This window comes from Paenibacillus sp. MY03, assembly GCF_002165585.1.
In the GTDB taxonomy this organism is placed as follows: Bacteria; Bacillota; Bacilli; order Paenibacillales; family Paenibacillaceae; genus Pristimantibacillus; species Pristimantibacillus agaridevorans.
Genome location: NZ_MXQD01000006.1, coordinates 219,888 through 245,130, shown reverse-complemented (window position 1 = coordinate 245,130; position 25,243 = coordinate 219,888). Strand labels below are relative to the sequence as shown.

The 25,243-nt window shown below is 53.4% G+C and carries 22 protein-coding genes; 20 read left to right on the top strand and 2 right to left on the bottom strand.

The features are described from left to right. Positions 1-9: 9 nt before the first annotated feature. Positions 10-849 (bottom strand): late competence protein ComER, encoded by an 840-nt coding sequence (gene comER, locus B1748_RS07110; RefSeq protein WP_087567183.1) that lies wholly within the window; start codon positions 847-849, stop codon positions 10-12. 142 nt (positions 850-991) lie between these two features. On the opposite strand from comER, the gene B1748_RS07105 reads away from it, so the two are divergent. From B1748_RS07105 to holA, 7 genes are all read left to right on the top strand, one after another. After that, on the top strand, positions 992-1,630 hold the full coding sequence (locus tag B1748_RS07105) for a ComEA family DNA-binding protein (protein ID WP_218781620.1): 639 nt from the start codon (positions 992-994) through the stop codon (positions 1,628-1,630). A gap of 57 nt (positions 1,631-1,687) precedes the next feature. Next, positions 1,688-2,980, top strand: a complete 1,293-nt coding sequence (locus B1748_RS07100; protein WP_087567182.1) for a homocysteine synthase — start codon at positions 1,688-1,690, stop codon at positions 2,978-2,980. A gap of 261 nt (positions 2,981-3,241) precedes the next feature. Next, on the top strand, positions 3,242-3,778 hold the full coding sequence (locus B1748_RS07095; RefSeq protein WP_087567181.1) for a deoxycytidylate deaminase: 537 nt from the start codon (positions 3,242-3,244) through the stop codon (positions 3,776-3,778). 220 nt (positions 3,779-3,998) lie between these two features. Further along, positions 3,999-6,662 (top strand): ComEC/Rec2 family competence protein, encoded by a 2,664-nt coding sequence (locus tag B1748_RS07090; RefSeq protein WP_087567180.1) that lies wholly within the window; start codon positions 3,999-4,001, stop codon positions 6,660-6,662. 187 nt (positions 6,663-6,849) lie between these two features. After that, positions 6,850-7,398 (top strand): RNA polymerase sigma factor, encoded by a 549-nt coding sequence (locus B1748_RS07085; protein WP_087567179.1) that lies wholly within the window; start codon positions 6,850-6,852, stop codon positions 7,396-7,398. Beyond that, positions 7,395-8,387 (top strand): anti-sigma factor family protein, encoded by a 993-nt coding sequence (locus B1748_RS07080; protein WP_087567178.1) that lies wholly within the window; start codon positions 7,395-7,397, stop codon positions 8,385-8,387. Before B1748_RS07085 ends, B1748_RS07080 begins: the two co-directional genes overlap by 4 nt. A gap of 306 nt (positions 8,388-8,693) precedes the next feature. After that, complete coding sequence (gene holA, locus B1748_RS07075; protein WP_087567177.1) at positions 8,694-9,728, top strand: DNA polymerase III subunit delta; 1,035 nt, start codon at positions 8,694-8,696, stop codon at positions 9,726-9,728. A 123-nt stretch (positions 9,729-9,851) separates the two neighbouring features. Here the strand turns inward: holA and rpsT are convergent, their stop codons facing one another. Continuing rightward, positions 9,852-10,124 carry a 30S ribosomal protein S20 gene (gene rpsT / locus B1748_RS07070; RefSeq protein WP_087567176.1) on the bottom strand — a complete coding sequence of 91 codons (273 nt, stop codon included), beginning with the start codon at positions 10,122-10,124 and terminating at the stop codon, positions 9,852-9,854. Between the two features lie 198 nt (positions 10,125-10,322). Between rpsT and gpr the strand changes: the two genes are divergently transcribed. The 13 genes from gpr (at position 10,323) to dnaK (ending at position 25,135) form a co-directional block, all read left to right on the top strand. After that, complete coding sequence (gene gpr, locus B1748_RS07065; protein WP_246608702.1) at positions 10,323-11,342, top strand: GPR endopeptidase; 1,020 nt, start codon at positions 10,323-10,325, stop codon at positions 11,340-11,342. A gap of 250 nt (positions 11,343-11,592) precedes the next feature. Continuing rightward, positions 11,593-12,864 (top strand): stage II sporulation protein P, encoded by a 1,272-nt coding sequence (locus tag B1748_RS07060; RefSeq protein ID WP_087567174.1) that lies wholly within the window; start codon positions 11,593-11,595, stop codon positions 12,862-12,864. Beyond that, positions 12,861-13,250, top strand: a complete 390-nt coding sequence (locus B1748_RS07055; RefSeq protein ID WP_087567173.1) for a hypothetical protein — start codon at positions 12,861-12,863, stop codon at positions 13,248-13,250. The genes B1748_RS07060 and B1748_RS07055 overlap by 4 nt, the downstream gene beginning before the upstream one ends. 76 nt (positions 13,251-13,326) lie before the next feature. Then, entirely contained in the window at positions 13,327-15,144 is a 1,818-nt protein-coding gene (gene lepA, locus B1748_RS07050; protein ID WP_087567172.1) for a translation elongation factor 4, read from the top strand. A gap of 147 nt (positions 15,145-15,291) precedes the next feature. Then, complete coding sequence (gene hemW / locus B1748_RS07045) at positions 15,292-16,467, top strand: radical SAM family heme chaperone HemW (RefSeq protein ID WP_256975562.1); 1,176 nt, start codon at positions 15,292-15,294, stop codon at positions 16,465-16,467. Between the two features lie 146 nt (positions 16,468-16,613). Continuing rightward, entirely contained in the window at positions 16,614-17,084 is a 471-nt protein-coding gene (locus tag B1748_RS07040) for an N-acetyltransferase (protein ID WP_087567171.1), read from the top strand. 259 nt (positions 17,085-17,343) lie between these two features. Beyond that, entirely contained in the window at positions 17,344-18,861 is a 1,518-nt protein-coding gene (locus B1748_RS07035) for a spore germination protein (RefSeq protein ID WP_087567170.1), read from the top strand. After that, the gene (locus tag B1748_RS07030) at positions 18,858-20,075 is read left to right on the top strand and encodes a Ger(x)C family spore germination protein (RefSeq protein WP_087567169.1); all 1,218 of its coding nucleotides are present in this window, start codon (positions 18,858-18,860) and stop codon (positions 20,073-20,075) included. The genes B1748_RS07035 and B1748_RS07030 overlap by 4 nt, the downstream gene beginning before the upstream one ends. Continuing rightward, positions 20,072-20,293 carry a hypothetical protein gene (locus B1748_RS36335; RefSeq protein ID WP_143810258.1) on the top strand — a complete coding sequence of 74 codons (222 nt, stop codon included), beginning with the start codon at positions 20,072-20,074 and terminating at the stop codon, positions 20,291-20,293. Before B1748_RS07030 ends, B1748_RS36335 begins: the two co-directional genes overlap by 4 nt. A gap of 23 nt (positions 20,294-20,316) precedes the next feature. Beyond that, the gene (locus B1748_RS07025; RefSeq protein WP_256975561.1) at positions 20,317-21,426 is read left to right on the top strand and encodes a GerAB/ArcD/ProY family transporter; all 1,110 of its coding nucleotides are present in this window, start codon (positions 20,317-20,319) and stop codon (positions 21,424-21,426) included. 116 nt (positions 21,427-21,542) lie between these two features. Next, positions 21,543-22,568: a heat-inducible transcriptional repressor HrcA gene (hrcA, locus tag B1748_RS07020; RefSeq protein ID WP_087567167.1), complete on the top strand. Its 1,026-nt coding sequence runs from the start codon at positions 21,543-21,545 to the stop codon at positions 22,566-22,568. Between the two features lie 62 nt (positions 22,569-22,630). Next, the gene (grpE, locus tag B1748_RS07015) at positions 22,631-23,206 is read left to right on the top strand and encodes a nucleotide exchange factor GrpE (RefSeq protein WP_087567166.1); all 576 of its coding nucleotides are present in this window, start codon (positions 22,631-22,633) and stop codon (positions 23,204-23,206) included. An 84-nt stretch (positions 23,207-23,290) separates the two neighbouring features. Further along, on the top strand, positions 23,291-25,135 hold the full coding sequence (dnaK, locus tag B1748_RS07010; RefSeq protein ID WP_087567165.1) for a molecular chaperone DnaK: 1,845 nt from the start codon (positions 23,291-23,293) through the stop codon (positions 25,133-25,135). The last annotated feature ends 108 nt before the right edge of the window (positions 25,136-25,243 follow it).

The following is a 25,243-nucleotide window of genomic DNA, read 5'->3' as shown; positions in this document are numbered from 1 at the left end:
GAAGAACAGCTATTGTCCGTTCACCTCTTCGCCGTAGAACAGGGAGGATACTCGCACCAGATCTTCCTGGTACTTGTTATGAGTCGTTCGAATGACTTGATTAAAGATGCCGTCCGTTTCCCGTTGGAGCAGCTTGAGCGCCTGTGCCGTTATGCCGCCCGGCACGGCGACCCGCTGCTGGACGTCTTCCATCGTCAGGCCGCTTTCCGTCAACAAAAGTCCGGTGCCAAGCAGCATGTTGGCGGCTACCTGCTGCGCGGCGGAGCGGGGGATGCCCGTCTCTTCTACGGCCGCATCCACGAATTGCTGCAGGAGAAAAGCGATAAATGCGGGGCCGCAGCTCGACAGGTCCGAGACGATCCGCGTATATTGCTCATCGATGCGAAGCGGCTCGCTGATATGCGCGAATAGAGACTCCAATCGTATTCGGTCCTGTTCCTCCATTCGGCTTCCATAGATACAGAGCGATGCTCCGCTCCAGACGAGATTGGTTATGCTGGGGATGATTTTTGCTATTTTGCAGTCCAGCTCTCCTTCCAGATGAGAGACGAGGACGGGGCTTGTAATCGAGATAACGGTCTGATGCGGCAGCAGTACTGGCTTAATATCCTCCACGACATAAATGAACTCATGCGGCTTCACGCACAAAAAGACATAATCGGATCCACAAGCAGCATCGGCGTTAGTGTTGACGGCTCTCATGCCGGGATATCGTTCGGCCAGCGCTTTCGCTTTCGCGTAGGTGCGATTGCTGACGGTAATATCGTTCGGCGCCAAAGCGCCTGACGAAAGGAAAGATTCGATCAGCAAGCTGCCCATGGAGCCCGTACCGATAAATCCAACGTTCATGCTTAGCCCTCCTATACCGGCGATTCCAAATATCATGCTCTTACAATGTATTCAGAGAGACTTGTTTGTTATGTCAATAAGATAAATTGAATTCTAAATACTAGTTGGATGATTTATTAAAAAGGCGGAGGTGCAATCCCGATTGACTGGATTTTTGCGAAACGGAAGGACGATATTCGTTGCGGCATGCTTGTTGGGAGCCGGCTTGCTGTCAGCGGCGGCACTGCTAGGCGAGTCGTCGCGAGCGGAAGAGAAGTGGATACCCATGAACGAAATGATGGAGGCATCGCTCTCGGGAATGGGGGACGAGAATGGAGCGGGAGTGACCGCCGATAACGAAAAGAATCCGGCCGAACAAGGCAGCGCGGATGGCGATGAGGTATCGGGCGGTTCAAATGGAACTGCAGGAGCTCCGGGAGCTGAAAAGAAAGGAAACGATAATAACGGAGATTCTGTAAGCGAAGCTGCAGGAGCAGCCGACACAGGCGCTTCCTCTTCGGAGGAGTCTGCGGGAGAAGTAAAGAGCGGTGACGGCGGAGCAACCAATGCTGGTACGCTTGGACAATCGGCATTTGCATCCGACGGCAGACTCGATATTAACAGGGCGGATGCCGGGCAACTGGATGGGTTAAAAGGGATAGGACCTTCCAAAGCTCAGGCGATCGTGGATGACCGGGAACAGAACGGTCCGTTCCGCAGCGTGGACGACTTGCTCCGCGTGAAAGGCATCGGCGAGAAACTTTTGGCTTCTATCAAAGAAAGCGTTGTCGCATTACCGTGAATATGAGAGAATGGATAGGATATCCTGCATTTACATGTCAACAAGGAGGAGTAAGGAATGTCTAAGGAAAACCAGCTTTCGCTAGACACGATTGCCGTACACGGGGGACAAGCCATTGATCCGACAACGATGTCCCGCGCCGTACCTATCTATCAAACAACTTCATACGGATTCCGGGATACCGACCATGCGGCGAACCTGTTCTCGTTGCAAGAATTTGGAAACATCTATACTCGAATCATGAACCCGACATCGGATGTATTCGAAAAGCGGGTGGCAGAGCTTGAGGGAGGAGCAGCCGCGCTTGCCGTTGCATCCGGCCAAGCCGCCATTACGTATTCGATTCTTAATATCGCAGGAGCGGGCGATGAAATCGTATCCGCGACCAGCTTGTACGGGGGTACATACAATTTGTTCTCCACGACGCTCCCCAAGCTGGGCGTGACGGTGAAGTTCGTCGACCCCTCGAATCCGGAAAATTTCAGAGCGGCAATTACGGAACGCACAAAAGCCGTATTCGTCGAAACCATCGGCAACCCCAAAGGCGACATTATCGATTTGGAGGCGGTAGCTGCCATCTCGCATGAGAACGGGCTTCCGCTCATCGTGGACAATACGTTTCCGAGTCCATACCTGTGCCGTCCAATCGAATATGGGGCAGACATCGTCGTACACTCCGCGACCAAATTTATCGGTGGACACGGCACGTCGATCGGCGGCGTTATCGTAGACGGCGGCAAGTTCGACTGGAAGGGCAGCGGACGCTTCCCGGGTCTGACGGAACCGGATCCTAGCTACCATGGCGTAGTATACACGGATGCGGTTGGTCCTATCGCTTTCATTATCAAGGCACGAGTTCAGTTGCTCCGCGATATGGGCGCGGCTTTGTCGCCTTTCAACTCCTTCCTGCTGCTGCAAGGACTCGAGACGCTGCATTTGCGGATGGAGCGTCACAGCTCCAACGCTCAGGCGGTTGCAGAATTCCTCGAAGGCCACGAAGCAATCGAATGGGTGAACTATCCGGGCTTGCCAAGCCATCCATCCTACGACCTGGCGCAGAAATATTTGCCTAACGGCCAAGGCGCTATTCTTACTTTCGGCATCAAGGGCGGTATTGATGCAGGCAAGAAGATCATCAACTCCGTCAAGCTGTTCTCGCATCTGGCGAATGTCGGCGACTCCAAGTCGCTTATTATCCACCCTGCCAGCACGACGCATCAACAGCTGTCGCCGGAGGAGCAAGCTGGAGCGGGCGTCGCTCCGGGCATGATCCGCCTGTCGATCGGTACGGAAGGCATCGCCGATATTCTCGCCGACCTGAAGCAAGCCATCGAGGCGAGTCAGGCTTAAAGATAGGCCTTTCACCAGAGAGGCAAAAAAAGGGCCGGCTCACGAACGTGAGCCGGTTTCTTTTTGAAGAAACGCCAACCGATCTATCTTGAAATTTTCGCAAGTTTATGTTTTATTTTAAGTGCGTGATCAAAAAGATGGTTACCCGTACAATGGTGTATTATCAGGAAATATGCGTAATAAGGCGCTTTCCATGTCAACCTGAGAAAAGACTTGGCGGAATGCCCAGGATGCAGCAACGAAAGAGAAGGAGAGAACGACATGAGTAATCCGGCTTCCTCCAAGGACGCGATCCGGAAGGATTGGGACACCTATTTCATGGATATAGCTTATATGGTTTCGACGAGGTCGCGTTGTCCAAGAAGGCATGTTGGCGCGGTTCTCGTACAAGGCAAGAAGTTGCTTGGCACGGCCTATAACGGTGCGCCGATGGGCGTGCACGACTGTCTCGAGGCTGGCTGTATGATTGCCGAAGAAATTGAAGTGAAAACGGTGGATGGAGTCGAGCAAGTCTTTCGGAAACAGAGATGCATCCGCACGATTCATGCCGAACAAAATCTGCTGTTGTTCACCGACCGGGCGAATCGGGAAGGCTCCACCGTATATGTAACGGACCAGCCTTGCTGGACCTGCGCCAATATGCTGGCGAACAGCGGCGTAGTGGAAGTCGTTTATCATCGCGGTTATCCAAAGGATAGCGACAAGGTGTACGAGCTGATGGAGCAGAAGGGGATTGTATTTAGACAAATCGGTCCTTACTCCGCACCGGAACAGGCAGAGATGACCGTAACCTCTTAAATAGTTTAATACCCGGAGGAAGAACCTCCAGTTACATGCGCGATGCATGTGGCTGGAGGTTTTTTTGCTTTTGCGGCAAGGGGAAGGGCAATTGGCAGACTGTTGTAGTTTACTTTTATGGTTCGTTTGGTGGAACGGGCGCATGGTGGACCAGGAAGCAGCGAGATAAAGCTACAGTGTCTGGCGCTTTAATATGGGAAGGAATGGGGATGAGGCGTAGATGTTGAGAATGATGAATCGAAGGCCGCTCGTCTGGTTCGCGGCTTCATGGGTTGCCGGCAGCGCCGCGGCTGCGGGACTCGGACTCCGCGGCGCGCTGCTTGCAGCCGGAGCGGCCTTGCTGCTCGCCGCGGCTTCCCTCGCCGGCAGGCTGGCGACGGCAACGCTCGCCGCGCTTTGCCTGCTGGCGTTCTGCCTGGCGGCGGGACAGCGGCTATGGGCGGACGAGCGCAACGCGACGTCGCTGGTGCCGCTGCTTGCCGCCGCCGAGGCGTCCGGGCCGGGAGCCGCGTTCGGCGCCGAGGCGAGCGGCACGATCGTTAGCGCGGTCGAAGTCGACGGCGACCGCGCGATGTTCCGCATGAAGGCGGACGCCGTCCATGCGGGAGGGGCAGCGCAGCCGCTGAAGGGCGGCGGCGAGCTGCTGCTTGTGCAGCTCCGGCTTGCGACGCAGCCGGAGCAGGACATCGCCGCGGCGTGGCAACGCGGCGACAGGGTCGCTGTAGCGGGCGAGCTGGCGCGGCCCGCCACGGCGACCAATAGCGGCGGATTCGACTACCGCCGCTACCTGGGCAGCCAGCGAATCCACTGGCTGCTCAAAGCCAAAGGCGCCGCCGCCGTCACGGCTGCTCCGGCGGCGGGGCCGAACGCGGCCGTACTGCTGGGCCGCGTCGACGCTGCGCGCGAACTTCTCGGCGCGCGCTTCGGGGAGCTATACCCGTCCCATCAGTCCGGGTATATGCAAGGGCTTATTCTGGGTCTGCGCACGAGTCTCGCCCCCGAGCAGTTCGATCAGTTCGCGAGGCTGGGGCTCACGCATATTCTTGCCATATCGGGCCTTCACGTAGCCGTCTATATGGTCATGATGGGCGGCCTCCTGCGAATATGCCGGATGAGCCGCGAACGAATCCAGCTGTCGCTAATGATTACGATCCCGCTCTATGTTTTATTGACGGGAGCTTCGCCCTCCGTGCTTCGTGCCGGAATAATGGCGATTCTGGGGCTGATCGCGGCCAGACTGGGCAAGTTGAAAGACGGCTTGCATCTCCTGGCGGCAGCTGCCGTAGCTATACTCGCCTATGATCCCTATTATTTGGATTCCGTCAGCTTCCAGCTGTCGTTCGTCGTCACGCTCGGGTTAATATGCGGCGTGCCCCCGCTAAGACGTTTGATGCCCCGGCGACAAAGAGTGGCCGGCTGGCTTTGCGATCTCGCGGCAGTGACGATTGCGGCGCAACTGGTATCCTTTCCATTAACCATTTATTATTTTAACGGCTTCCATCTATTGTCGCTTGCCGCCAACTTCGTGCTGGTTCCTTTCATCAGCTTCGTTATCATGCCGATCGGGACGATCGCGCTGCTCTTGTCACCCGTTTGGATGGGAGGCGCAAAGATGTTGGCGGGATTGTCCGTTACGTTAAACGATTGGACTTTTTGGATCGTCGATGTATTGGCAAATGTAAGCTCTATGAGGCTCATTTGGGAGACTCCGTCGTTATGGTGGATTGCGAGTTACATGCTCTTATTGTTCCTGCTCTTTCGTTATTTGAGACAGCTAGCCCCCTTGCATGGCGAACAACTCTCTAAGGAGAACACGGATTCCGGCGGCTTCGAGATCACGGAACCTCTCCCTATGCATTCTAATGTCATCCAGCCGGCTGGCGCTAAGAAGTCAATCCTCTCATTAATGAAGGTTAACTTGAAATGGCTGCCCGGTCATCGCGCGTTGCTTGGACTAACGACAGGTCTGATTGCGTTGATCTTCTATGCCTATTACCCCAATCTCCTGGATCGCTCCGCAGTCGTCAGCTTTCTTGATGTCGGACAAGGGGATTCCGCTTTGATCCGCACGCCAGGCGGCAAACATATTCTGATCGACGGGGGAGGTACAATGACGTACCGGAAGCCGGGAGAGGAGTGGCGGGAGAGGAGCGATCCGTTCGAGGTGGGGAAAAAGGTCGTCTTGCCGCTGCTTATGAAACGAGGCGTGAAGGAATTGGACGTGCTGGTCATCTCCCATCTGGACAGCGATCATATTCGAGGCCTGAAGGCCGTAGTTCAGGGAATTCCGGTTCGTGCTGTTTGGTGGAACGGCACAATGAAGGCATCGGAGGATGTCGAGGAACTCATGTCTCTAATTGTGGAGGCGGGAATTCCGCTATATGCGCCTCGATCCGGCGATTACGCCAAGATTGATGGAGAGACGAAAATCCAAATTTTATGGCCGCCGGAATCCGATGAGACGGGCATCCAATCCGCAAGCGAGCAGAACGAAAGCAGTCTGGTCATGACGCTCGAAATCTATGGTCATCGGTTTCTGTTCGCGGGAGACGTCGGCATGGAAACGGAACGTGCAATAATCGCGCTACACACTAGGGCGGAAGATGCAAATGGAGAAAGCGGCCGTAAGAACCATACGGCCCCAGTCGACATCATGAAACTAAATCACCATGGCAGCCGCCATTCCACGGGAGAAGCATGGCTTGCCTATTGGGCGCCTCGAGGCGCGGTCGCATCGGTTGGCGCGTCTAATACGTATGGCCACCCCCATCCCGATGTGCTGGGGCGTGTTCAGCGTGCCGGCGCCAGACTGTGGCGTACGGATACGGACGGCGAATCCATGTTCCGATTAACGCCGCAAGTTCTCTCTTATCGGTCAAGATAATCTCTCTATACGGAATCGATCGAACATGATATTCTATAGTGTGGGGTTATCCGACGTAATCATACCAGAGACCCATTGAAACACAATCATGATCTTTCATTCTAATAAAAATATAAATGATAAAAGTTGCATGCAACTTTTAATGCAACCGATCCGTCTGTAAGGTTGCAAGAGAGGAGGATCCTTCGTGGTGGAGCCCGGCCTGATCAAAGCCGCTCAATCGGGAGATCGCGATGCGTTAATTACTCTATTGCGAGAGATTGAAACCCATGTTTATCGGACAGCCTATTATATATTAAACAATGAACAGGATGCCATGGATGCCTCCCAGGAGGCGTTGATCCGAATTTACACCAAGATTGGTTCCTACGAAGAGAAGGCGCAGTTCAAGACATGGATTCAACGGATTGTAACGAATATTTGCATTGACAAGTTCAGGCGCAACAAGCCGACGATATCCATCGACGAGCATGAGCTTGTATTCAGGGAGAAGCAGAACGTCGAAGAGGAAGTGTTGTCCGCTTACGCCCTGCAGGATATTCGAAGCGCGATCGAGCAGCTTCCGGAGAACCACCGGACGGTCGTTGTGCTGCGATACCTGCAAGATTTTTCGTACAACGAAATTGCCGAATCGCTTGATTTGCCTCTCAACACGGTTAAATCCTATCTGTTCAGAGCCAGACAGCAACTACAGAGTTTACTTCAAGATTATCAGAAAGGTGGTGTCCGGGGGTGAATTGTCAAGAGGTGACGGAGCTTATGCAGCGACAGCTAGACGACGATCTGCGCGAGAGCGAGATGGAAGTCTTAATGAATCATACCAGACATTGTCCGGACTGTGCCGCCATGTTCGAACGACTTACCAGATTATCCGCCGAGCTTAATAATCTGCCCAAGGTAACGCCTGCCTACAGCCTGGTCGATGCCATTATGCCAGAGTTGATTCGGATCGATAACGAAACGAAGCATGCGGAAACATTGGCCGTTCCTGCAACAACGTATGATCAGGGATCGTTGACGCGAAGAACGCAACGTACGCGGCGCTGGCCATCCTGGAAGTCGATCAGCGGCGTTGTAGCTGCGGGAATTGTGGCAGGTATATTCCTGGTGACGTATCCGCCGCAATCAAGTTTAAACGATCAAGACAAGGCTTCCTCTATTGGCCAATCAGCCGCCGAGATGGAGATGAAGGAAGATACCTCGATAATGGATGTCTCGCCACTCAGCGCCAAGAAGGATCCAGGCGGAGATGCCGCCGCCGATGCGCCAGTTGACGGACCGGAAAATCTCAAAGGGCCATATGGCTTGACGGAACAGAACGGCAATTCCATGGAGCCGGAAAGCGGCTTCAATTCCGGCGGGTCCGAGGCGCTCCCTAATTCGGCGCAGCGCAATAGCGATGTTACAAAGCCCATTGAGGAAGAGACGAGCGGTGGTTATGAAAGCACGTCAAAGCATGAGCCTGACATGGGCATTACGGGACATGCGATGCTGCCATCGCCCGACGGACAATATATGGCGAATGTGGACGGGTTTTCTATTGTCATCCTGTCTGCCAGTGACAGTTCGACGTTGTTCCAAACGGAAAGAAAGAACGGCCTGCACGTTAATCTGGTCTGGGCGCAGGACAGCGCTTCGCTTACTTATGAAGTAAGCTTGGACCACGGCGCGGCACAGAAGTATGAAATTGCCATCCCGTCTTTTGAGGAACGGAAGGCAGACTGATTTTTGGCGAATGCACTCCCAGTCGCAGCACGCTTTGGAGTAACGGTATGGTGCAACCCATTTTTTTGAGGGGAAATAAGCACATATGCCGATGCCCCTGAGTATGATAAAGCATGAGATTCGTCTACGACGTGGAGCTGGACGTCGTAAGACCATTCATGTACGGCGGCGCCATGGAGCCGCCTGTGAATGTTAATATAAAGACAAAGGGATGCCGCCCTGTATGGGGCAAGCATCCCTTTGTTGCTTCCGGCGCCGTCTGCTGGTAATGTTAAAGGGAGCATGGATCGCAAGGGGAGTGGCAAGTTGGATATTCGCGAAGCATTTAAAGAAATCAAAGCCGATAAGTTCCGTCCGGTATATGTTTTATATGGAAAAGATCGTTACCGAATGGGACAATTCATTGATGCGCTGACCGGCTTTATGTTTGCGCAGGAAGAACGCGAGATGGGGATCGTTAAGTTCGATACGGCGGAATCCGCGCTTGACGAGGCCGTGTTGGAGGCAGAGACGCCGCCTTTCTTCATCGAACGGAAGCTGGTTCTTATAAGGGATGTTAGCGTAATGGCAGCTGGCGGCAAAGAGAACGCGAAGCTGGAGCACCGTCCGGAAACGCTGCTGCGATATATGGATAACCCGCTCCCATCGTCGGTTATCGTCTTTGCCGTTCATGCGGACAAGCTGGACGAACGACGCAAGCTGGTTAAGGCGCTAAAGGACCGCGGTTCTATTGTCGCATTTCCTGAGATGGAGATTCAGGAGCTGAAGCAATGGCTTGTGAAGCGGGCGGCCGAACAGAAGCGTACGTTGACGGCGGCTGCGGCCGAACTGCTTATAACGCGAGTCGGTGTGGGGACGGGGCAGCTGTCCCAGGAAGTAGACAAGTTATGCCTTCATGCAGGTGAAGGAGGAGTCATAGATGCCGAACAAACCGCATTATTGACTGCGGCTACCGTCGAAGAGGATGTATTTGCCTTGATCGATGCGATCGCTGAGCTTCGTATCGACAAAGCTCTAGGCATGTACCACCAACTGCTTGTCCGCCGGGAGGAGCCCATCAAGATCGCCGCGTTGATCGCAAGGCAGCTTCGTATTATGCTGCAGATTAAGGAGTTGGAGGGGCATCACTATTCGCCTCAGCAGATGGCAGGACATCTGGGTTTGCACCCTTATGCAGTGAAGCTGGCTGCCGAAAAGGCGAAGAAATTCGCGACAGGAAGATTAGGAGCGCTGTTAGCGGCACTTGCCGAGCTGGATTACAATATGAAGAGCGGTTTAATCGACAAGGCGCTCGGATTAGAACTGTACTTGTTATCACTGGGAGTCAGCAAGGGCGCGTAGCTCTGCTGGCTTTTTCTTTTTAAACCACATACAAATAAGCTTCACCGGCCTTAGTAGGTCAGCAAAGCTTATCGGAATCGCATCGTCGAGCTAATGGATCATCCTTCTTCTTGTCGCAGCAGCTTACGCTTGAGCGGACAGGGAGTTTAGACGTTTCGCAAGACGGGATTTTTTGCGGGCAGCCGCATTTTTATGAATCAGGCCTTTTGTTACTGCTTTGTCCAATTTTTTCGTTGCAACGAGCAGAGCAGCTTTAGCTGCATCTACGTCCGTTCCAGCGATAGCTTGGTCAGCAGATTTAACGGCCGAACGAAGTGCGGATTTTTGGGAAGCGTTTAGAGCACGGCGTTTCTCGTTAGTCTTAACGCGTTTAATCGCGGATTTAATGTTTGGCATGGAATTCACCTCCTACGTAATTCTGTGCATCGCACGTAACACAACTTAAAATATATTATCATGCGACTGCCCAAAAAGCAATAGTAACCATTTATGTCGAAGCACATCCCATTTGATGGCCAAAAGCGGAAGCAATCGTATGAAATAACCGACTTTGCAAACAATAACGAAAGTACATGGTGCGAAAGGAGCGGCATAATGATGAAGGAACAAGCGCGCGAAGAGCTCGATCTGCAGCAATTCAATGTACGGACTGACCTTGCCCTGGAGGCAAGGGAGCTGGCCAAGCCCGACGGAGGACCCATTCCCGGCATTCATTCGGAGGTGACGGAGGATGACGGCATTACCATCACGGTCCTTCATGTCCAGAACGAGCAAGGCTCGCAGGCGATTGGCAAAATTGTAGGGCAATACGTGACGATCGAAGTGCCAGAGCTTAGAAATGGCGATACGACGTTGCAGGATCGAGTGGCGACTCAATTCGCCAAACATTTTGAGTCATTCCTGGAGCGTCTCCAAATTAATAAAATGGCAAAGGTGCTGATCGTCGGTCTGGGCAACTGGAACGTGACGCCGGATGCGCTTGGCCCGATCGTAGTCGAAAACGTGATGGTGACGCGGCACTTCTTCGAGTTGATGCCGGATCAGGTAGCGCCGGGCTACCGCCCGGTCAGTGCGGTAGCGCCTGGCGTGCTGGGCATTACAGGCATCGAATCCAGCGAAATCGTGCGCGGCATCGCCGAGCAATCCAAGCCGGATCTCATCATCGCGATCGATGCCCTCGCTTCCAAGGCGCTGGAGCGGGTAAATACCACGATTCAGATCGCGGATACCGGCATTCATCCGGGCTCCGGCATCGGCAACAAACGTAAAGGACTTACAAAAGAGATTTTGGGCGTTCCCGTCATCGCAATCGGAGTTCCGACGGTCGTCTATGCATCCACAATCGTAAACAACGCATTCGAGATGATGAAGAATCATCTGGAAGAGCAGAAGGGCGATACGAATCAAATATTCGGCCTGATGAACAGCATCCCGGAAAATGAGCGATTGCAGCTCGTTAAAGAAGTATTGGGTCCCGTCGGTCATGACCTGCTCGTAACGCCAAAGGAAGTCGACCAATTCGTCGAGGATATCGCCAACATCATTGCGAGCGGCTTAAATGCCGCCTTGCACGAAGCGGTGGATACCGATAACGTTGCCGCTTATACCCATTGATGCAGCAAAGAAGCCAGGCGCAACAGCCTTGCAGTCCGAATCCGGGCTGCAAGGCTGTTTTTGCAAACTGTCATTCTTCCCAGTTTCTAGCAATCTATTATTTTGGCCAATTTTCTAGTAGTTATGGTTCTATCAACTCTCCCATGTTCATAGAGTAAAGTACAAGGCTTGATAAGAGTCTAGACTTTGCTAAACGCGCTGTGCCTACAATTGAATGCGACATCCGTTTCGTCTTGGGAGGGTGTAAATCATGTATGATCTACGAAAAATGTTGTCCGGATTACGTTATTCCGCAGCACGCGGTGAGACGGGTCCCGTCCGCGAACTGCTTGTGACGGGCAGAGCCTTCGCAGCCATGGCGCTCAGCTCCGCCATATTTATGATATTGCTAGGACTTGCGGCGATGCTTTACCAGCATTCGTCTGCCGTGCCGTCTGTGTCCATGAGAGGTTTCGCAGCGTCTGTGTCCAGCGGCTTGTTCGGAAACATGCTGGAGATGGAGATGCCGGCGTTCGCGAGCAGCCTGCCTTCGGATTCGCTGACTGGCAAAGAAATCAGCGTGTTCCTCATGCGGTCGCTGACCGATATTAACCCCGCCAATCCCGGCAGTCTGTTGGCCAGCGAGTTGCCGGGAATGCCGCAAAGCGACGCATTTCTTATTCGCAAGGGCATCGGCACGGATACGGCTGTCGGTCCGCAGGATCATTCGCCGATCTTCGAGCCGGCGCCGGAACCGAAAACGCCGTCAGGCTCCAACGGCGAAGACGATGGCAGCGGCAACGAAACGGATCAGCCTGACGGGAACGGGGGTGAAGACGTAGGCTCGACGGATCCGAAACCTGACGGAGGACAACCGGCCGAAGGGAAGAAGCTGGCCTTCATCTATCATTCCCACAACCGGGAATCCTGGTATCCCGAACTTGAACCAGGCACTAAAGATCCTAGCTCCAGCACGACGAATATAACCTTGGTCGGCAAGCGGCTTGCCACGAAGCTCGAAGAGCATGGCATCGGATCTGTGTTGTCCGAGACGGATTACCCGACGGCAATTCAGGATTACCGCTGGGAGCTCAGCTACAAGTACTCCATGAAGACGGTCAAGGAGGCGCTGGCGGCAAGCAATGATCTGACCTATTTTTTCGATCTGCATCGCGATTCCCAGAAACGCAAATATACGACGGTCGATATCGGCGGAAAGAGCTACGCGCAGGTTTATTTTATTATCGGGCATCGCAATCCGAACTGGAAGGAAAATGAAGCGTTTGCCACAAAGATCCATGACGCGCTTGAGAAGGAGTATCCGGGTATTTCGCGGGGGATATGGGGGAAGACTGCTGCTACAGGCAATGCCGAATATAACCAGTCGCTTGCCTCCGAGAGCGTTTTGATCGAGGTTGGCGGCGTGGACAATACTTTGGAGGAATCCTACAGGACGGCAGACGCGCTTGCAGAAGTTATTGCGTCGATACATTGGAAGGAACGACAAGCGGAGGAAGCATCGGGCAAGGAGGTGAAGCAATGAAACGGAAAACTTGGAAGCTGCTTCTGCTGGGCGGAGCGCTAACGTTTATCGTATTATTCGGGATCGAGATGTCTACTACAGGTATCGAGCGGATCTACGGACCGATGGACGGTTCGGAGCCGTACGCAAACGGCGGAGATCGAGCATATTATGCCAACGAGACCGACCGCAGGATCGCGGAGCTCGAAAAAGAGCTGGACGACGTTCGCAGAATCGCATACGGGGACGCTTACGGCAGGGACAATAACCGTCTTCCCGGCATGCCTGTCGAGGAGGATACGGCAGCCGTCAATCGAATCGCGGATTCCACATCCGGCATCCTTCAGACGGCATCGAGCAAAGGCATCCGGTTCTTCGCTTCGCTGTTCGACGGATTGCTCAACTAACTTTCATTGATGTGTCCCCCTGTTGCTGATATAATAGGAAGAATGATTGGATTATTGGAGTGTGGGGGCTTGAAGGATGTCTGATGTTCTTGAACGACAGAAGAAAATAAGAAATTTTTCTATTATCGCACATATTGACCACGGCAAGTCGACGCTGGCGGACCGGATTCTGGAATCAACCGGCGCGTTGACCAACCGCGAGATGCAGGCCCAAGTGCTGGACAACATGGATCTGGAGCGCGAGCGGGGCATTACCATTAAGTTGAAAGCCGTGTGTCTCAGTTATCGCGCGGACGATGGCGAAGAATATTACCTTAATTTAATCGATACACCCGGGCATGTCGACTTTACATACGAGGTATCTCGCAGCATGGCTGCCTGCGAGGGCGCCCTGCTGGTCGTCGATGCCGCGCAAGGCATCGAAGCGCAGACGCTTGCCAACGTCTACCTGGCGCTGGACAATAACCTCGAGGTGCTGCCCGTTATTAATAAGATCGATCTGCCGAGCGCGGAGCCCGATCGGGTAAAGCAGGAGATCGAGGATGTTATCGGTCTCGACGCCAGCGAAGCGGTACATGCTTCCGCCAAGGCCGGAATCGGCATCAAGGAGATTCTGGAGCAGATCGTGCACAAAGTGCCGGCGCCGAACGGCGATCCGGACGGGCCGCTGAAGGCGCTTATCTTCGACTCGCATTATGACGCCTACAAGGGCGTTATCGTCAATGTTCGCGTCGTCGACGGCAGCATCAAGGCGGGCAAAAAAATTCGCTTCATGGCAACAGGCGCTGAATTCGAAGTTATCGAGGTCGGCGTATTCAAGCCGAGAATGACCATTGTGGACGAGCTCGCGGTAGGCGACGTCGGGTTTGTAGTCGCCGGCATTAAAAATGTGAAGGACACTCGCGTCGGCGATACCATAACGGAAGCAAAGCGTCCCGCGCCAGAACCGTTGCCAGGTTACCGCCGCATCAATCCGATGGTTTACTGCGGTTTGTACCCGATCGAGACCCAGGATTACAATGACCTGCGCGAGGCGCTCGAGAAGCTGGAGCTTAACGACGCTTCGCTTCGCTACGAGGCGGAATCCTCGACAGCGCTGGGTTTCGGGTTCCGCTGCGGCTTCCTCGGCTTGCTTCACATGGAGATCATTCAGGAGCGTATCGAACGCGAATTCAATATTCCGCTCATCACGACGGCACCAAGCGTTATCTACAAGGTTACGCTGACGAACGGCGAGCAGCTTAATATTGATAACCCGTCCAATTATCCGGAATCGGGCAAGCTGGACTTTGTAGAAGAGCCATACGTCAAAGCCGACGTTATCGTGCCAAACGATTATGTCGGGGCTATTATGGAGCTTTGCCAGGGCAAACGCGGCGAATTCGTGAACATGGAATACCTGGATTCGAACCGCGTGACATTGACCTATGAATTGCCGTTATCGGAAATTGTCTACGATTTCTTTGATCAATTGAAGTCCAGCACGAAGGGTTATGCATCTTTCGATTACGAATTGTCCGGCTATCGGAAGTCGAATCTCGTAAAGATGGACATTATGCTAAACGGCGAGCAGGTCGATGCGCTGTCCGTTATCGTCCATCGCGATCGTGCATACAATCGCGGCCGGGTCATCTGCGAGAAGCTTAAGGAACTGATTCCGCGCCAGATGTTCGAGGTGCCGGTCCAGGCATCCATCGGCACGAAGGTTATTGCGCGCGAGACGGTTAAGGCGATGCGCAAAAACGTCCTTGCCAAGTGTTATGGCGGCGACATCAGCCGGAAACGCAAGCTGCTTGAGAAACAGAAGGAAGGCAAGAAACGGATGAAGCAGGTCGGAAACGTTGAGGTACCGCAAGAAGCGTTCATGGCGGTCCTCAAGATTGACGAGGATTAGGCTGCATTCCGGTTGAATGGATGATCGAACCGTTCTTCGAAAGACTGAAGTAAGACGGAGGAGAGCATTTGCTCTCCTCTGTTCAATTTTCAAGATATACAGAACTTCAATCTGTTGTTGGAAATGGCGATAGGGAGGGAAGACGTAATGACGATGCAACTCGCGACAGCGCGGGCGCCGCGCTCGCTCTATATACACATCCCGTTCTGCACGAACAAATGCCACTACTGCGACTTCACGTCGTATGTGCTAAGGGGACAGCCCGTCGATCAATATCTCGACGCGCTGGAGCAAGAGATGATTACAACCGTCGAGACGCTGCGTCCCGAGGTGATAGACACGGTATTTGTTGGCGGAGGGACTCCGACGGTATTGACGCCGCCGCAGATGGAGAGATTCCTGCAAGCGGTATCGACGCATTTCCCGCTTGCGGATAACGTGGAGTTCTCCATGGAGGCGAATCCCGGCACAACCGATATAGACAAGCTTGGCGCCATGCGGGCAGGCGGCGTGAACCGGATCAGCTTCGGCGTTCAATCGTTCGATAATAGCTTGTTGGAGCGTATCGGACGTATTCATAATGTAGACGATGTTTATCGGAGTCTGGAAAATGCGCGTCAGGTGGGCTTCGATAATTTGTCGATCGATCTGATGTTCGGCTTGCCAGGTCAGACGCTGGAGCATTTGTCGGACAGCGTCGACCGGGCAATGGCACTAAAGCTGCCGCATTATTCGCTGTACAGCCTTAAGGTGGAGGAAAATACGCTGTTTCACAAGCTGTACGAGCGCAATGAATTGCCGCTTCCTCCCGAAGAAGAGGAATACGAGATGTTTCTTCTATTAATGAAGAAGCTGCAAGAGGGCGGCTATCGCCACTACGAGATCAGCAATTTTGCCAAACCGGGGTTTGAGAGCAGGCATAACTCCACCTACTGGCGCAATGAACCGTATTATGGTCTTGGCGCCGGAGCTCACGGGTACAGCAATCGTACGCGGCATATCAATCTGAAAGGCGTACAGCCTTATATCGACGCTGCCGCAGTCAAGCTCCCCAGACTGGAGACGTTCGAGGTTTCGGAACGTGAAGCGATGGAGGACTTTATGATGGTGGGGCTGCGTCTGCTTGAAGGCGTTCCGGTCTCGCGCTTTCAGGAACAGTTTCCCGGACAACGGATGGAGCTCGTGTTCGGCGAGACGCTGGAGAAGCAGCTTGCGAACGGTTTGATGGAGCGGATTGAGAAGAATGGAGATACCATCTACCGTCTGACCGATCGAGGCATTCTGCTTGGCAACGAAGTATTCGGTGCATTTATAACGACATAGACGAAACGTGCCCGTTTCAGCATATACTGGCTTAAATAGGCGACCCTTCCAGTGAAAATAGCTATTGAGAATTAATTCGTTTTGATGTATATTTATTCATATTCCAAATGTAGCTTAATCGGGGATTCGTGGAGGTGCAGGCAGATATGCAAGCAGTGGAAGTATTTTGCAGGAAAGCAACGACGGAAGATGTAGAGAAGCTGTATGAATTGATTCAAGGCTACGCCGAACAAGGCATTATGCTGCCGCGTACACGCGAAGCCCTGACTCGAATAATAGATACGTTCGTCGTGGCGGAGATCGGCAGTGAAGTGGTCGGCTGCGGCGCGCTGACGAAGCTGGGAGACAATCTTGTCGAGATCCGGTCACTTGGCATTACGGATGGATACAAGAGCCTCGGTATTGGAAGCAAGCTTGTAGAGAAACTTCTGGAGCAAGCGAAAGCGCAAGGCATCACCAAGGTCATGGCGCTGACCTATGCGGACAAATTTTTTGAGCGCAATGGCTTTACGATCGTGGAGAAGGAGATTTTTCCCGAAAAGGTATGGACGGATTGCGTCAATTGCCCCAAGCAAAATGCGTGCGACGAGATCGCCGTGCTGAGGGAACTGGACTAATTCAATGATTGAATCATAAGCTTCGCGACCGGGTAAGCAGCCGGTCGCGGAGCTTTTTTTGTGTGCGCGGGAGGGACGGCGAGGCCGAATGAAGTGAAAAAGTTTGTTTCGTTCAGCCGAACTTCAGGTAATCGCCGCTATTGACTCATGAAGCGTATGCGAGACAATTCGCCCAAGGTTGTCATATTTTCAATCGTATAGGAAATGTTATGAAGACGTGGCTCCTGCAACGCGACCAATCCAACAAGAGGTGAACGTCATGAACGCGTACGAGTCGAAGGGTGACGATCCCGATCTTCGATTGCCCGAATCATTGAACGAATTTCAGGATGCCATCATCGAACTGATGGGCGACAGCTCGGACATCGTATACAGAGAGGTGCAGTTCGCGGGAATTGGCGGATTGGTCGTTTATGTCGAAGGATTGGCCGATCCCAGCGGCATTCTTGATTCCTTGATGGAAGCGAAAAACGACGACCGGACTCGGGAAGGACAGGATGGCGTTTCGCCGGGTCAGGCTCTTCGGGAACTCAAGATCAACACTTTGTCCGAAGGACGTATCATGGAGATCGATTCTCTCGGCACCGCCTCCGTTTGTTTGCTGGCAGGAGGAACCGTCGTCTATTTGGACGGCCTCTCCAAAGCGCTTGCAGCGGGAACGCAAAATTTGAAACAGCGAGCCGTGCAGGAAGCGACCTCGCAATCGGTCGTGCGAGGTCCGAGGGAAGGGTTTACGGAGTCGATCTCCGACAATACCGCGCTCATACGTAGACGGATTCAGAATCCGTCGCTCCGCATGCGGTACTTCCGCATGGGCGAGGAGACGCGAACTTCCGTCGTGGTCATGTACATGAACGGCAAGGCAGATCCGAACATCCTGCGGGAGCTCTACGATAAGCTGGAGAAGGCGGATCTGCCCAGCATTCTGGAGAGCAATTACATCGAAGAGATGATTCAGGATCAAAGGTACAGTCCATTCCCCACGGTGTACAACTCGGAGCGTCCGGACGTTATCTCGTCGGCCCTTCTGGAGGGACGGATCGCGATTCTGGTTGACGGCAGTCCGTTTGTCCTTGTCGTTCCCGCTTTGTTCATGCATTACTTCCAGTCCAGCGAGGATTATTATCAACGCGGCGATTTCGCGAGCCTCGTGCGGCTGCTGCGTTATTTTTGTTTTGCGATCGCCTTGCTTACGCCATCCTTCTATATTGCGATTACCACGTACCATCAGGAGATGATCCCGCCCAATCTGCTTCTCAGCCTTATCGGACAGCGGGAGGGCATTCCGTTCCCGGCGTTCATCGAAGCTTTGATCATGGAGATCACGTTCGAAATATTGCGGGAAGCGGGCATCCGATTGCCGAAGTCGATCGGACAATCCGTCTCCATAGTGGGCACGCTCGTCATCGGGCAAGCTGCCGTAGAAGCGGGGTTAATATCGGCCGCAATGGTCATCGTCGTGTCGATTACGGCTATCTCGAATTTCGCTTTGCCGGCGTTCAACGTCGGCATATCGGCGCGGCTCCTTCGATTCCCGTTCATGGTGTTGTCGGCCTTGTTCGGCCTCTATGGCATAATCGTTCTCCTCATCATGCTGGGTCTCCATCTGTGCAAACTGGAGTCCATGGGCGTGCCTTATATGACGTCGTTCGCCCCGTTCCGGCTGTCGGACCAAAAGGATGCGCTGGTCCGATTGATGAGGCCTTTCGCCCGCAAATACTTCGGCAGCCTTAAGAAGCAGCCTGATCCCGCAAGACCTTCCGAGGGTTCGTCATGAAAGAGCGGCTGCGGGGCCTGATGCTTGCGGGGTTGCTGCTGCACGCGTCGCTGCTGACCGGCTGCTGGAACAGGCGAGAGCTGAACGATCTAGCCGTCGTCGTCGCGTTAGGCGTGGACCTGGAAGAAACGGGTTATCTGGTGACCGTGCAGGTCGTGAATCCCAACGAGGTCAGATCGCAGCGGAGTTCGTCCGGCTCCGCGTCGGTCGTTACCTACACGGAGAAGGGAGTATCCATTCCGGACGCTCTTCAGCGCATGCTGGGCAAGGTGCCAAGGCAGCTGTACCTGTCCCATTTGAGAGTGATGGTATTCGGCGAATCGCTTGCCAGGAAAGGATTGATCGACGTTTTGGATTACGCAGCCCGCGAACACGGTCTTCGCAACGACTTCTACATGTTGGTGGCCAAGGGCTCGAAGGCTAGAGACGTGCTCAGCGTCGTGACTCCCTTCGAAAAGATACCCGCCGAATCGCTGTTCTCTTCGATCATGGTGTCTAACAAAAAATGGGCGGCGACGGGCCGAATTAAGCTGCAGCACTTCATCACGGTCCTGGACCGCGGCGGTTCCAATCCCGTCTTGTCCGGCGTGAGGGTCGAAGGCGACAAAAAAAAGGGGAGAAACAACGACTTCCTGCGCGAGATTCGTCCGGAGACGATGCTCAAGCATGAAGGGTTGGCCGTGTTCCGCAAGGACAAGCTCGTAGGCTGGCTTGGCGAGGATGACAGCAAAACCGTCAATTACATGATCAACAACGTATCCGGCACGACGGGGTTCGTTCCGTGTCCCGGAAGGGGCAAGGGGAGTATCGGCGTAAGCATTGTGCAGTCCAAAACATCCATCAAAGCGGTAAAGGGAGAAGACGGCAAGCCAGCCTTCAAGGTCAGGCACGTCCTCGAAGCGAACGTGGATGATGTGCAGTGCGAGCTGGATCTGTCGGATCCGGGCTCCATTACTTTGATCGAGAAGGAGCTGGAGGATCTGGCGCGCGGCAATACGGCCTCCAACATCCGCGAAGTCCAGCGCAAGTTCGCATCGGACATCTATGGTTTCGGCGAAGCGCTTCACAGGCAAATGCCCAAGGAGTGGGCCAAATACAAAAGCGAGTGGGACAGCTACTTCAAAACAGCGAAAATCGAAGTCAACGTGGAAGTGGCCTTGCGCAAAGTCGGCTCTATTCTTCAGCCTTTGAAGAAGGATATGGAGGGCCGATGAACTGGAGCATGACGCTTACGCTGCTAATGCCTCTCGTGCTCTTGCTGGAATGGCCTCAGCTTAAAGCTTTGAAGTCCAAGCGGGACAAAGCTTGTTTTGTCGCCGTCTGGCTGGTCGCTACGGCCGCCATGGGCGCGGAATGGGCAGGGTTGCAGCTGCCGAAGCCAATGGAAATCATCAGGGTGATCTGCGCGCCAATCAATGCCATGCTGCCATAAGGCGAGATCTGAGAGGTGAGAAGGTGGGCAAATCCGGAGTGGGCAGCAGACAGTTTTTTATATTGACATTCGGGTTGACGGTCGGTACATCCATATTGGTTACGCCTTCAGGCCTTGCGGCGACGGCCAGGGAAGACGCGTGGCTGGGCGGTTTGGCGGGCTACATGATAAACATAGGCATGGCAGCCATGTATATCGGCCTGGTCAAACTGTTCCCCGGACAGAATTTGTTCGGCATGTTCGAGAAGGCGTTCGGCAAGTGGGCGGGGAAAGCCGTGTCCCTCCTCTATTTTGTTTATTTTCTGATCCTTGCGGGCACGCTGCTCGGCAATCTCGGTTTCTTTGTGACAAGCGAGGTGCTGCCCGATACCCCTATCGACATCGTGCAAATTCTGTTCCTGGCCGCTTGCGTCATGTGCGCCAAGACGGGCATCGTCGTTCTGGCGAGGCTGGGAGAATTGATGTTTCCATGGATTATATTTTTTTTTATGGTGCTCATTCTGGCTCTTCTTCCCCAGATCGAGTGGGATTACATCGCTCCGGTGCTGGAAGGGGGGCTTGGTCCCGTATTGACGGCTGGCTTCCATGCGTCCATGTTCCAGGAACTTATCGTCATGGTCGTATTCGTGCCGCAGCTTGCAAGCCTTCGAAATTGGAAGGGGGCGTTTCTGGGAGGCCTGACCTTCGGCCATCTGCTGCTGGTGTCCGTCGTGCTGTTCAGCGTCCTGATTCTGGGCATCGAACAATCCGCCAACAGTACCTTCCCGGCCTATGCTTTGGCGAAGACGATCAGCTTGGGCAATTTCCTGCAGCGGGTAGAAGGCATACTCATCGCTTTATGGATCATGACGTTTTTCCTGAAGACGATGATGTTGTTTTTCTCAATGTTGCAAGGAATGAAGACGATACTGGGACTAAAGAGCGCCAGCTATGCCGTCTATCCGATCGCCGTCGTCTTGCTGCTCGTCGCATGGAACACTTACGTGAACAGCGTCTATATCGGCGAGGTCATCCAAAAGGTATGGGGCGGCTATGCCATGATCCATCTCGTCGCCATTCCGCTCTTGATGGGAGCTTCCGGGCTGCTGCGCCGCCGCATGAAAATATTATCCGAAAATGCCGAACCGACTTGACAATCGTCAGAGCTGTTTGGTATTTTTGTAATAGTGATTAGCACTCATTAGAGTTGAGTGCTAACGAGGAAGGGGAACACTCCTTCCCGCGAAGAGAATCGGAGGAGGGTTTGGATATGTTGACGGAACGACAGCGCATGATATTAAACGCCATTGTAGACGACTATATCCGTTCGGCAGAACCAGTAGGCTCGCGCAGCATCTCAAAGCGCGGAGATGTCGGATTCAGCCCGGCCACGATTCGCAACGAGATGGCAGATCTGGAGGAGCTCGGATTTCTGGAGCAGCCCCATACATCCGCCGGACGCGTACCTTCCACTAAAGGTTATCGTTATTATGTCGATCATCTGGTCAAGCTTGGCGAGGTGAACGTCAATGAGCTGGGATTAATGAAATCATTCGTTGCGGATAAGCTGAATCAGATGGAGCAGGTTATTCAGCAAACGGCCATGATTTTGTCGAATTTGACGAATTATACGTCGATATTGCTCGGTCCAGAATTGTTCCATACGTCGCTTAAGCACTTTGGACTGGTGCCGCTAAATGCCGAATCGGCAGTTGCGATCATCGTTACGAATACGGGACATGTGGAGAACCGCACAATATCGATACCGCCGAATCTGGATATGGATGATATGCAGAAGGTTGTCAATATTCTGAACACGAAGCTGGTAGGCGTGCCGTTGATCCGCCTTAAAGCCAAGCTCCATTCGGAAGTCGGACAGGAGCTCGAGCGCCATATCGATCATTACGAAGAGCTGTTGTCGGTGCTCGAAAGCGCGCTTCAAAACGACGAGGAGCAGCGAGTCTTCATGAGCGGAACGACGAATATGTTGACACAGCCGGAATTCAAGGATGTCGACAAGGTTAAGACGATTCTAGATCTTCTTGACGAGACCCCTACCATCATGAAGATGTTTTCTTCTCTCCCGTCGGGTATCGGGGTTCGTATCGGCACAGAAAATGACCATAAGGCCATCAGCGATTGCAGTCTCATTACGGCCACTTATTCCATAAACGGAGAAGCGCTCGGGACGATCGGTATTCTCGGACCTACCCGAATGGATTATGGCAAAGTGATCAGCTTGCTCAATCTGATTTCAAAGGATATGGGGACGCTGTTAGGCAGATGGTATAAGTAAAAGCCAATAGGCAGGAGGCAGTCACAGGCTGCCTGCGTTCATTATACGAAGGAGGTGATAGGGTGAGTACCAAAGAACAACATAATGAAACAACAGATACAGCAGCTGAGGAAACTCTGGAACAGACAGCCGAACAAACGGAATCGGAATTCGCCGATCAGAACGAGGCTGGCGAGAACGCCTGGGAGGATGCAAGGTACGTCGAGCTCACGAAGCAAGCGGAGGAGAACCAACAGCGATACTTACGCGCGCAAGCGGATTTCGACAACTTCCGCCGCCGCACAATGAAGGAAAAAGAAGAGCTGGCGCAATACGCTTCCATGAAGCTGATCGATCAACTGGTTCCGATCGTCGACAACTTCGAACGGGCGCTGGCAGCCGCTTCGTCCAACAGCGATTACGATTCCTTGGCTAAGGGAGTCGACATGATCTTCCGTCAGCTGTTTCAAACGCTGGAAGCCGAAGGACTCAAGGCGATCGAAGCAGTAGGCCAACCATTTAATCCGGAGTTCCATCAAGCCATTATGACGGTGGAGTCGGATGAATACGAGGAAGGCATTGTCGTTGAGGAAGTTCAGAAGGGCTACATGCTGAAGGAGAAGGTCCTTCGTCCCGCGATGGTGAAGGTAAGCGGTTAACGCTGCGGACTGATTGATACTAACAGAATGATGGTTATACAGGTTTACGAGAATAATTTAACCCTTTGAGGAGGCCATTTACAAATGAGTAAAGTTATCGGTATTGACCTTGGCACCACAAACTCTTGCGTTGCCGTAATGGAAGGCGGCGAAGCCGTCGTAATTCCGAATCCGGAGGGCAGCCGCACGACTCCTTCCGTCGTTGGCTTCAAAAAGGACGGAGAGCGCGTCGTCGGCGAGACGGCTAAACGCCAGGCGATTACGAATCCGGATCGCACGATCATTTCCATCAAGCGCCATATGGGCACGAACCACAAAGAAAAAATCGATGATAAAGAATTTACGCCGCAAGAAATTTCCGCTATTATTTTGCAAAAATTGAAATCCGATGCGGAAGCTTACCTTGGCCAGACAGTAACTCAAGCCGTTATTACCGTTCCGGCTTATTTCAACGACAGCCAGCGTCAAGCGACCAAGGATGCGGGCAAAATCGCAGGGCTGGAAGTGCTGCGGATCGTCAACGAGCCAACAGCAGCCGCACTTGCTTACGGCATGGAAAAGTCCGAAGACCAAACTATTCTGGTCTATGACCTTGGCGGCGGCACATTCGACGTTTCCATCCTGGAGCTAGGCGATGGATTCTTCGAGGTAAAAGCAACGAGCGGCGACAACAAACTGGGCGGCGACGATTTCGACCAAGTCATTATTGATCACCTCGTAGCGGAATTCAAGAAGGAGCAAGGCATTGACCTGTCCAAGGACAAAGCGGCCGTGCAACGACTGAAGGACGCAGCGGAGAAAGCGAAAAAGGAGCTCTCCGGCGTTCTGACTTCGACGATCTCCCTTCCGTTTATCACAATGGTAGACGGCGTTCCGCAGCATTTGGAGATGAACCTGACACGCGCGAAATTCGAAGAGCTCTCCGCAGGGCTTGTTGAGCGTACGCTTGGACCTACTCGTCAAGCGCTGAGCGATTCTGGCTTATCCGCAAACCAGATCGACAAAATCGTTCTTGTCGGCGGTTCGACTCGTATTCCTGCAGTCCAGGAAGCCGTTAAGAAGCTGACCGGCAAAGAGCCGCACAAAGGCGTTAACCCGGACGAAGTCGTAGCTCTCGGAGCAGCCGTGCAAGCGGGCGTTTTGACAGGCGACGTAAAAGACGTCGTATTGCTCGACGTTACGCCATTGTCCCTTGGCATCGAGACGGCGGGCGGCGTGTTTACGAAAATGATCGATCGCAACACGACAATCCCGACAAGCAAGTCGCAAGTGTTCTCCACTTATGCGGACAATCAGCCGGGCGTTGAGATCCACGTGCTGCAGGGCGAGCGCTCCATGGCGAACGGCAACAAGACGCTGGGCCGCTTTACGCTGAGCGATATTCCGCCTGCTCCTCGCGGCGTACCGCAAATCGAAGTTACGTTCGACATCGATGCCAACGGTATCGTTAACGTATCCGCGCTAGACAAGGGCACTGGCAAGAGCCAGAAGATCACGATCACTTCTTCCGGCGGCCTGAGCGAGGCTGATATCGACCAAATGATGAAGGACGCCGAGCTGCACGCGGACGAAGACCGCAAGCGTCGCGAGCTTGTGGAAGCGAAGAACGCGGCAGACCAGCTTGTGTACTCCACGGAGAAGACGATTAAAGATCTTGGCGACAAAGTAGATCCATCCGAGATCGAAAAAGCGAACGCGGCCAAAGAGAAAGTGACGGCGGCGCTCGCTACCGAAGATCTGGAGCAGATCAAAGCGGCAACGGATGAGCTGACGGAGATCGTGCAACAACTTTCCGTTAAACTGTACGAGCAAGCCGCTCAAGGTGCCGAAGGCGCGGATGCAGGACCTGAAGGGGATGCTGGCGGCTCGAGAGCCAGGGACAACGTCGTAGATGCCGACTATGAAGTTGTAAATGACGATAAGAAGTAATAACGCGGGACAGGGGTCAAAGAACGGGCTCGCCCTTCTTTGACCCTCTTTCACGGTTTATAAGGAAGTCACGCGGGATCGGAAACGGTATCGTCAAATGTTCATTGA

What these genes read in the sequence shown, in the direction of transcription:
- hrcA (WP_087567167.1), top strand. Translation starts at nt 21,543, where the DNA reads ATGTTGACGGAACGACAGCGCATGATATTAAACGCCATTGTAGACGAC.
- B1748_RS07060 (WP_087567174.1), top strand. Translation starts at nt 11,593, where the DNA reads ATGTATGATCTACGAAAAATGTTGTCCGGATTACGTTATTCCGCAGCA.
- gpr (WP_246608702.1), top strand. Translation starts at nt 10,323, where the DNA reads ATGATGAAGGAACAAGCGCGCGAAGAGCTCGATCTGCAGCAATTCAAT.
- lepA (WP_087567172.1), top strand. Translation starts at nt 13,327, where the DNA reads ATGTCTGATGTTCTTGAACGACAGAAGAAAATAAGAAATTTTTCTATT.
- B1748_RS36335 (WP_143810258.1), top strand. Translation starts at nt 20,072, where the DNA reads ATGAACTGGAGCATGACGCTTACGCTGCTAATGCCTCTCGTGCTCTTG.
- B1748_RS07090 (WP_087567180.1), top strand. Translation starts at nt 3,999, where the DNA reads ATGTTGAGAATGATGAATCGAAGGCCGCTCGTCTGGTTCGCGGCTTCA.
- B1748_RS07040 (WP_087567171.1), top strand. Translation starts at nt 16,614, where the DNA reads ATGCAAGCAGTGGAAGTATTTTGCAGGAAAGCAACGACGGAAGATGTA.
- dnaK (WP_087567165.1), top strand. Translation starts at nt 23,291, where the DNA reads ATGAGTAAAGTTATCGGTATTGACCTTGGCACCACAAACTCTTGCGTT.
- comER (WP_087567183.1), bottom strand. Translation starts at nt 849, where the DNA reads ATGAACGTTGGATTTATCGGTACGGGCTCCATGGGCAGCTTGCTGATC.
- B1748_RS07100 (WP_087567182.1), top strand. Translation starts at nt 1,688, where the DNA reads ATGTCTAAGGAAAACCAGCTTTCGCTAGACACGATTGCCGTACACGGG.
- B1748_RS07055 (WP_087567173.1), top strand. Translation starts at nt 12,861, where the DNA reads ATGAAACGGAAAACTTGGAAGCTGCTTCTGCTGGGCGGAGCGCTAACG.
- hemW (WP_256975562.1), top strand. Translation starts at nt 15,292, where the DNA reads ATGACGATGCAACTCGCGACAGCGCGGGCGCCGCGCTCGCTCTATATA.
- B1748_RS07035 (WP_087567170.1), top strand. Translation starts at nt 17,344, where the DNA reads ATGAACGCGTACGAGTCGAAGGGTGACGATCCCGATCTTCGATTGCCC.
- rpsT (WP_087567176.1), bottom strand. Translation starts at nt 10,124, where the DNA reads ATGCCAAACATTAAATCCGCGATTAAACGCGTTAAGACTAACGAGAAA.
- B1748_RS07095 (WP_087567181.1), top strand. Translation starts at nt 3,242, where the DNA reads ATGAGTAATCCGGCTTCCTCCAAGGACGCGATCCGGAAGGATTGGGAC.
- B1748_RS07030 (WP_087567169.1), top strand. Translation starts at nt 18,858, where the DNA reads ATGAAAGAGCGGCTGCGGGGCCTGATGCTTGCGGGGTTGCTGCTGCAC.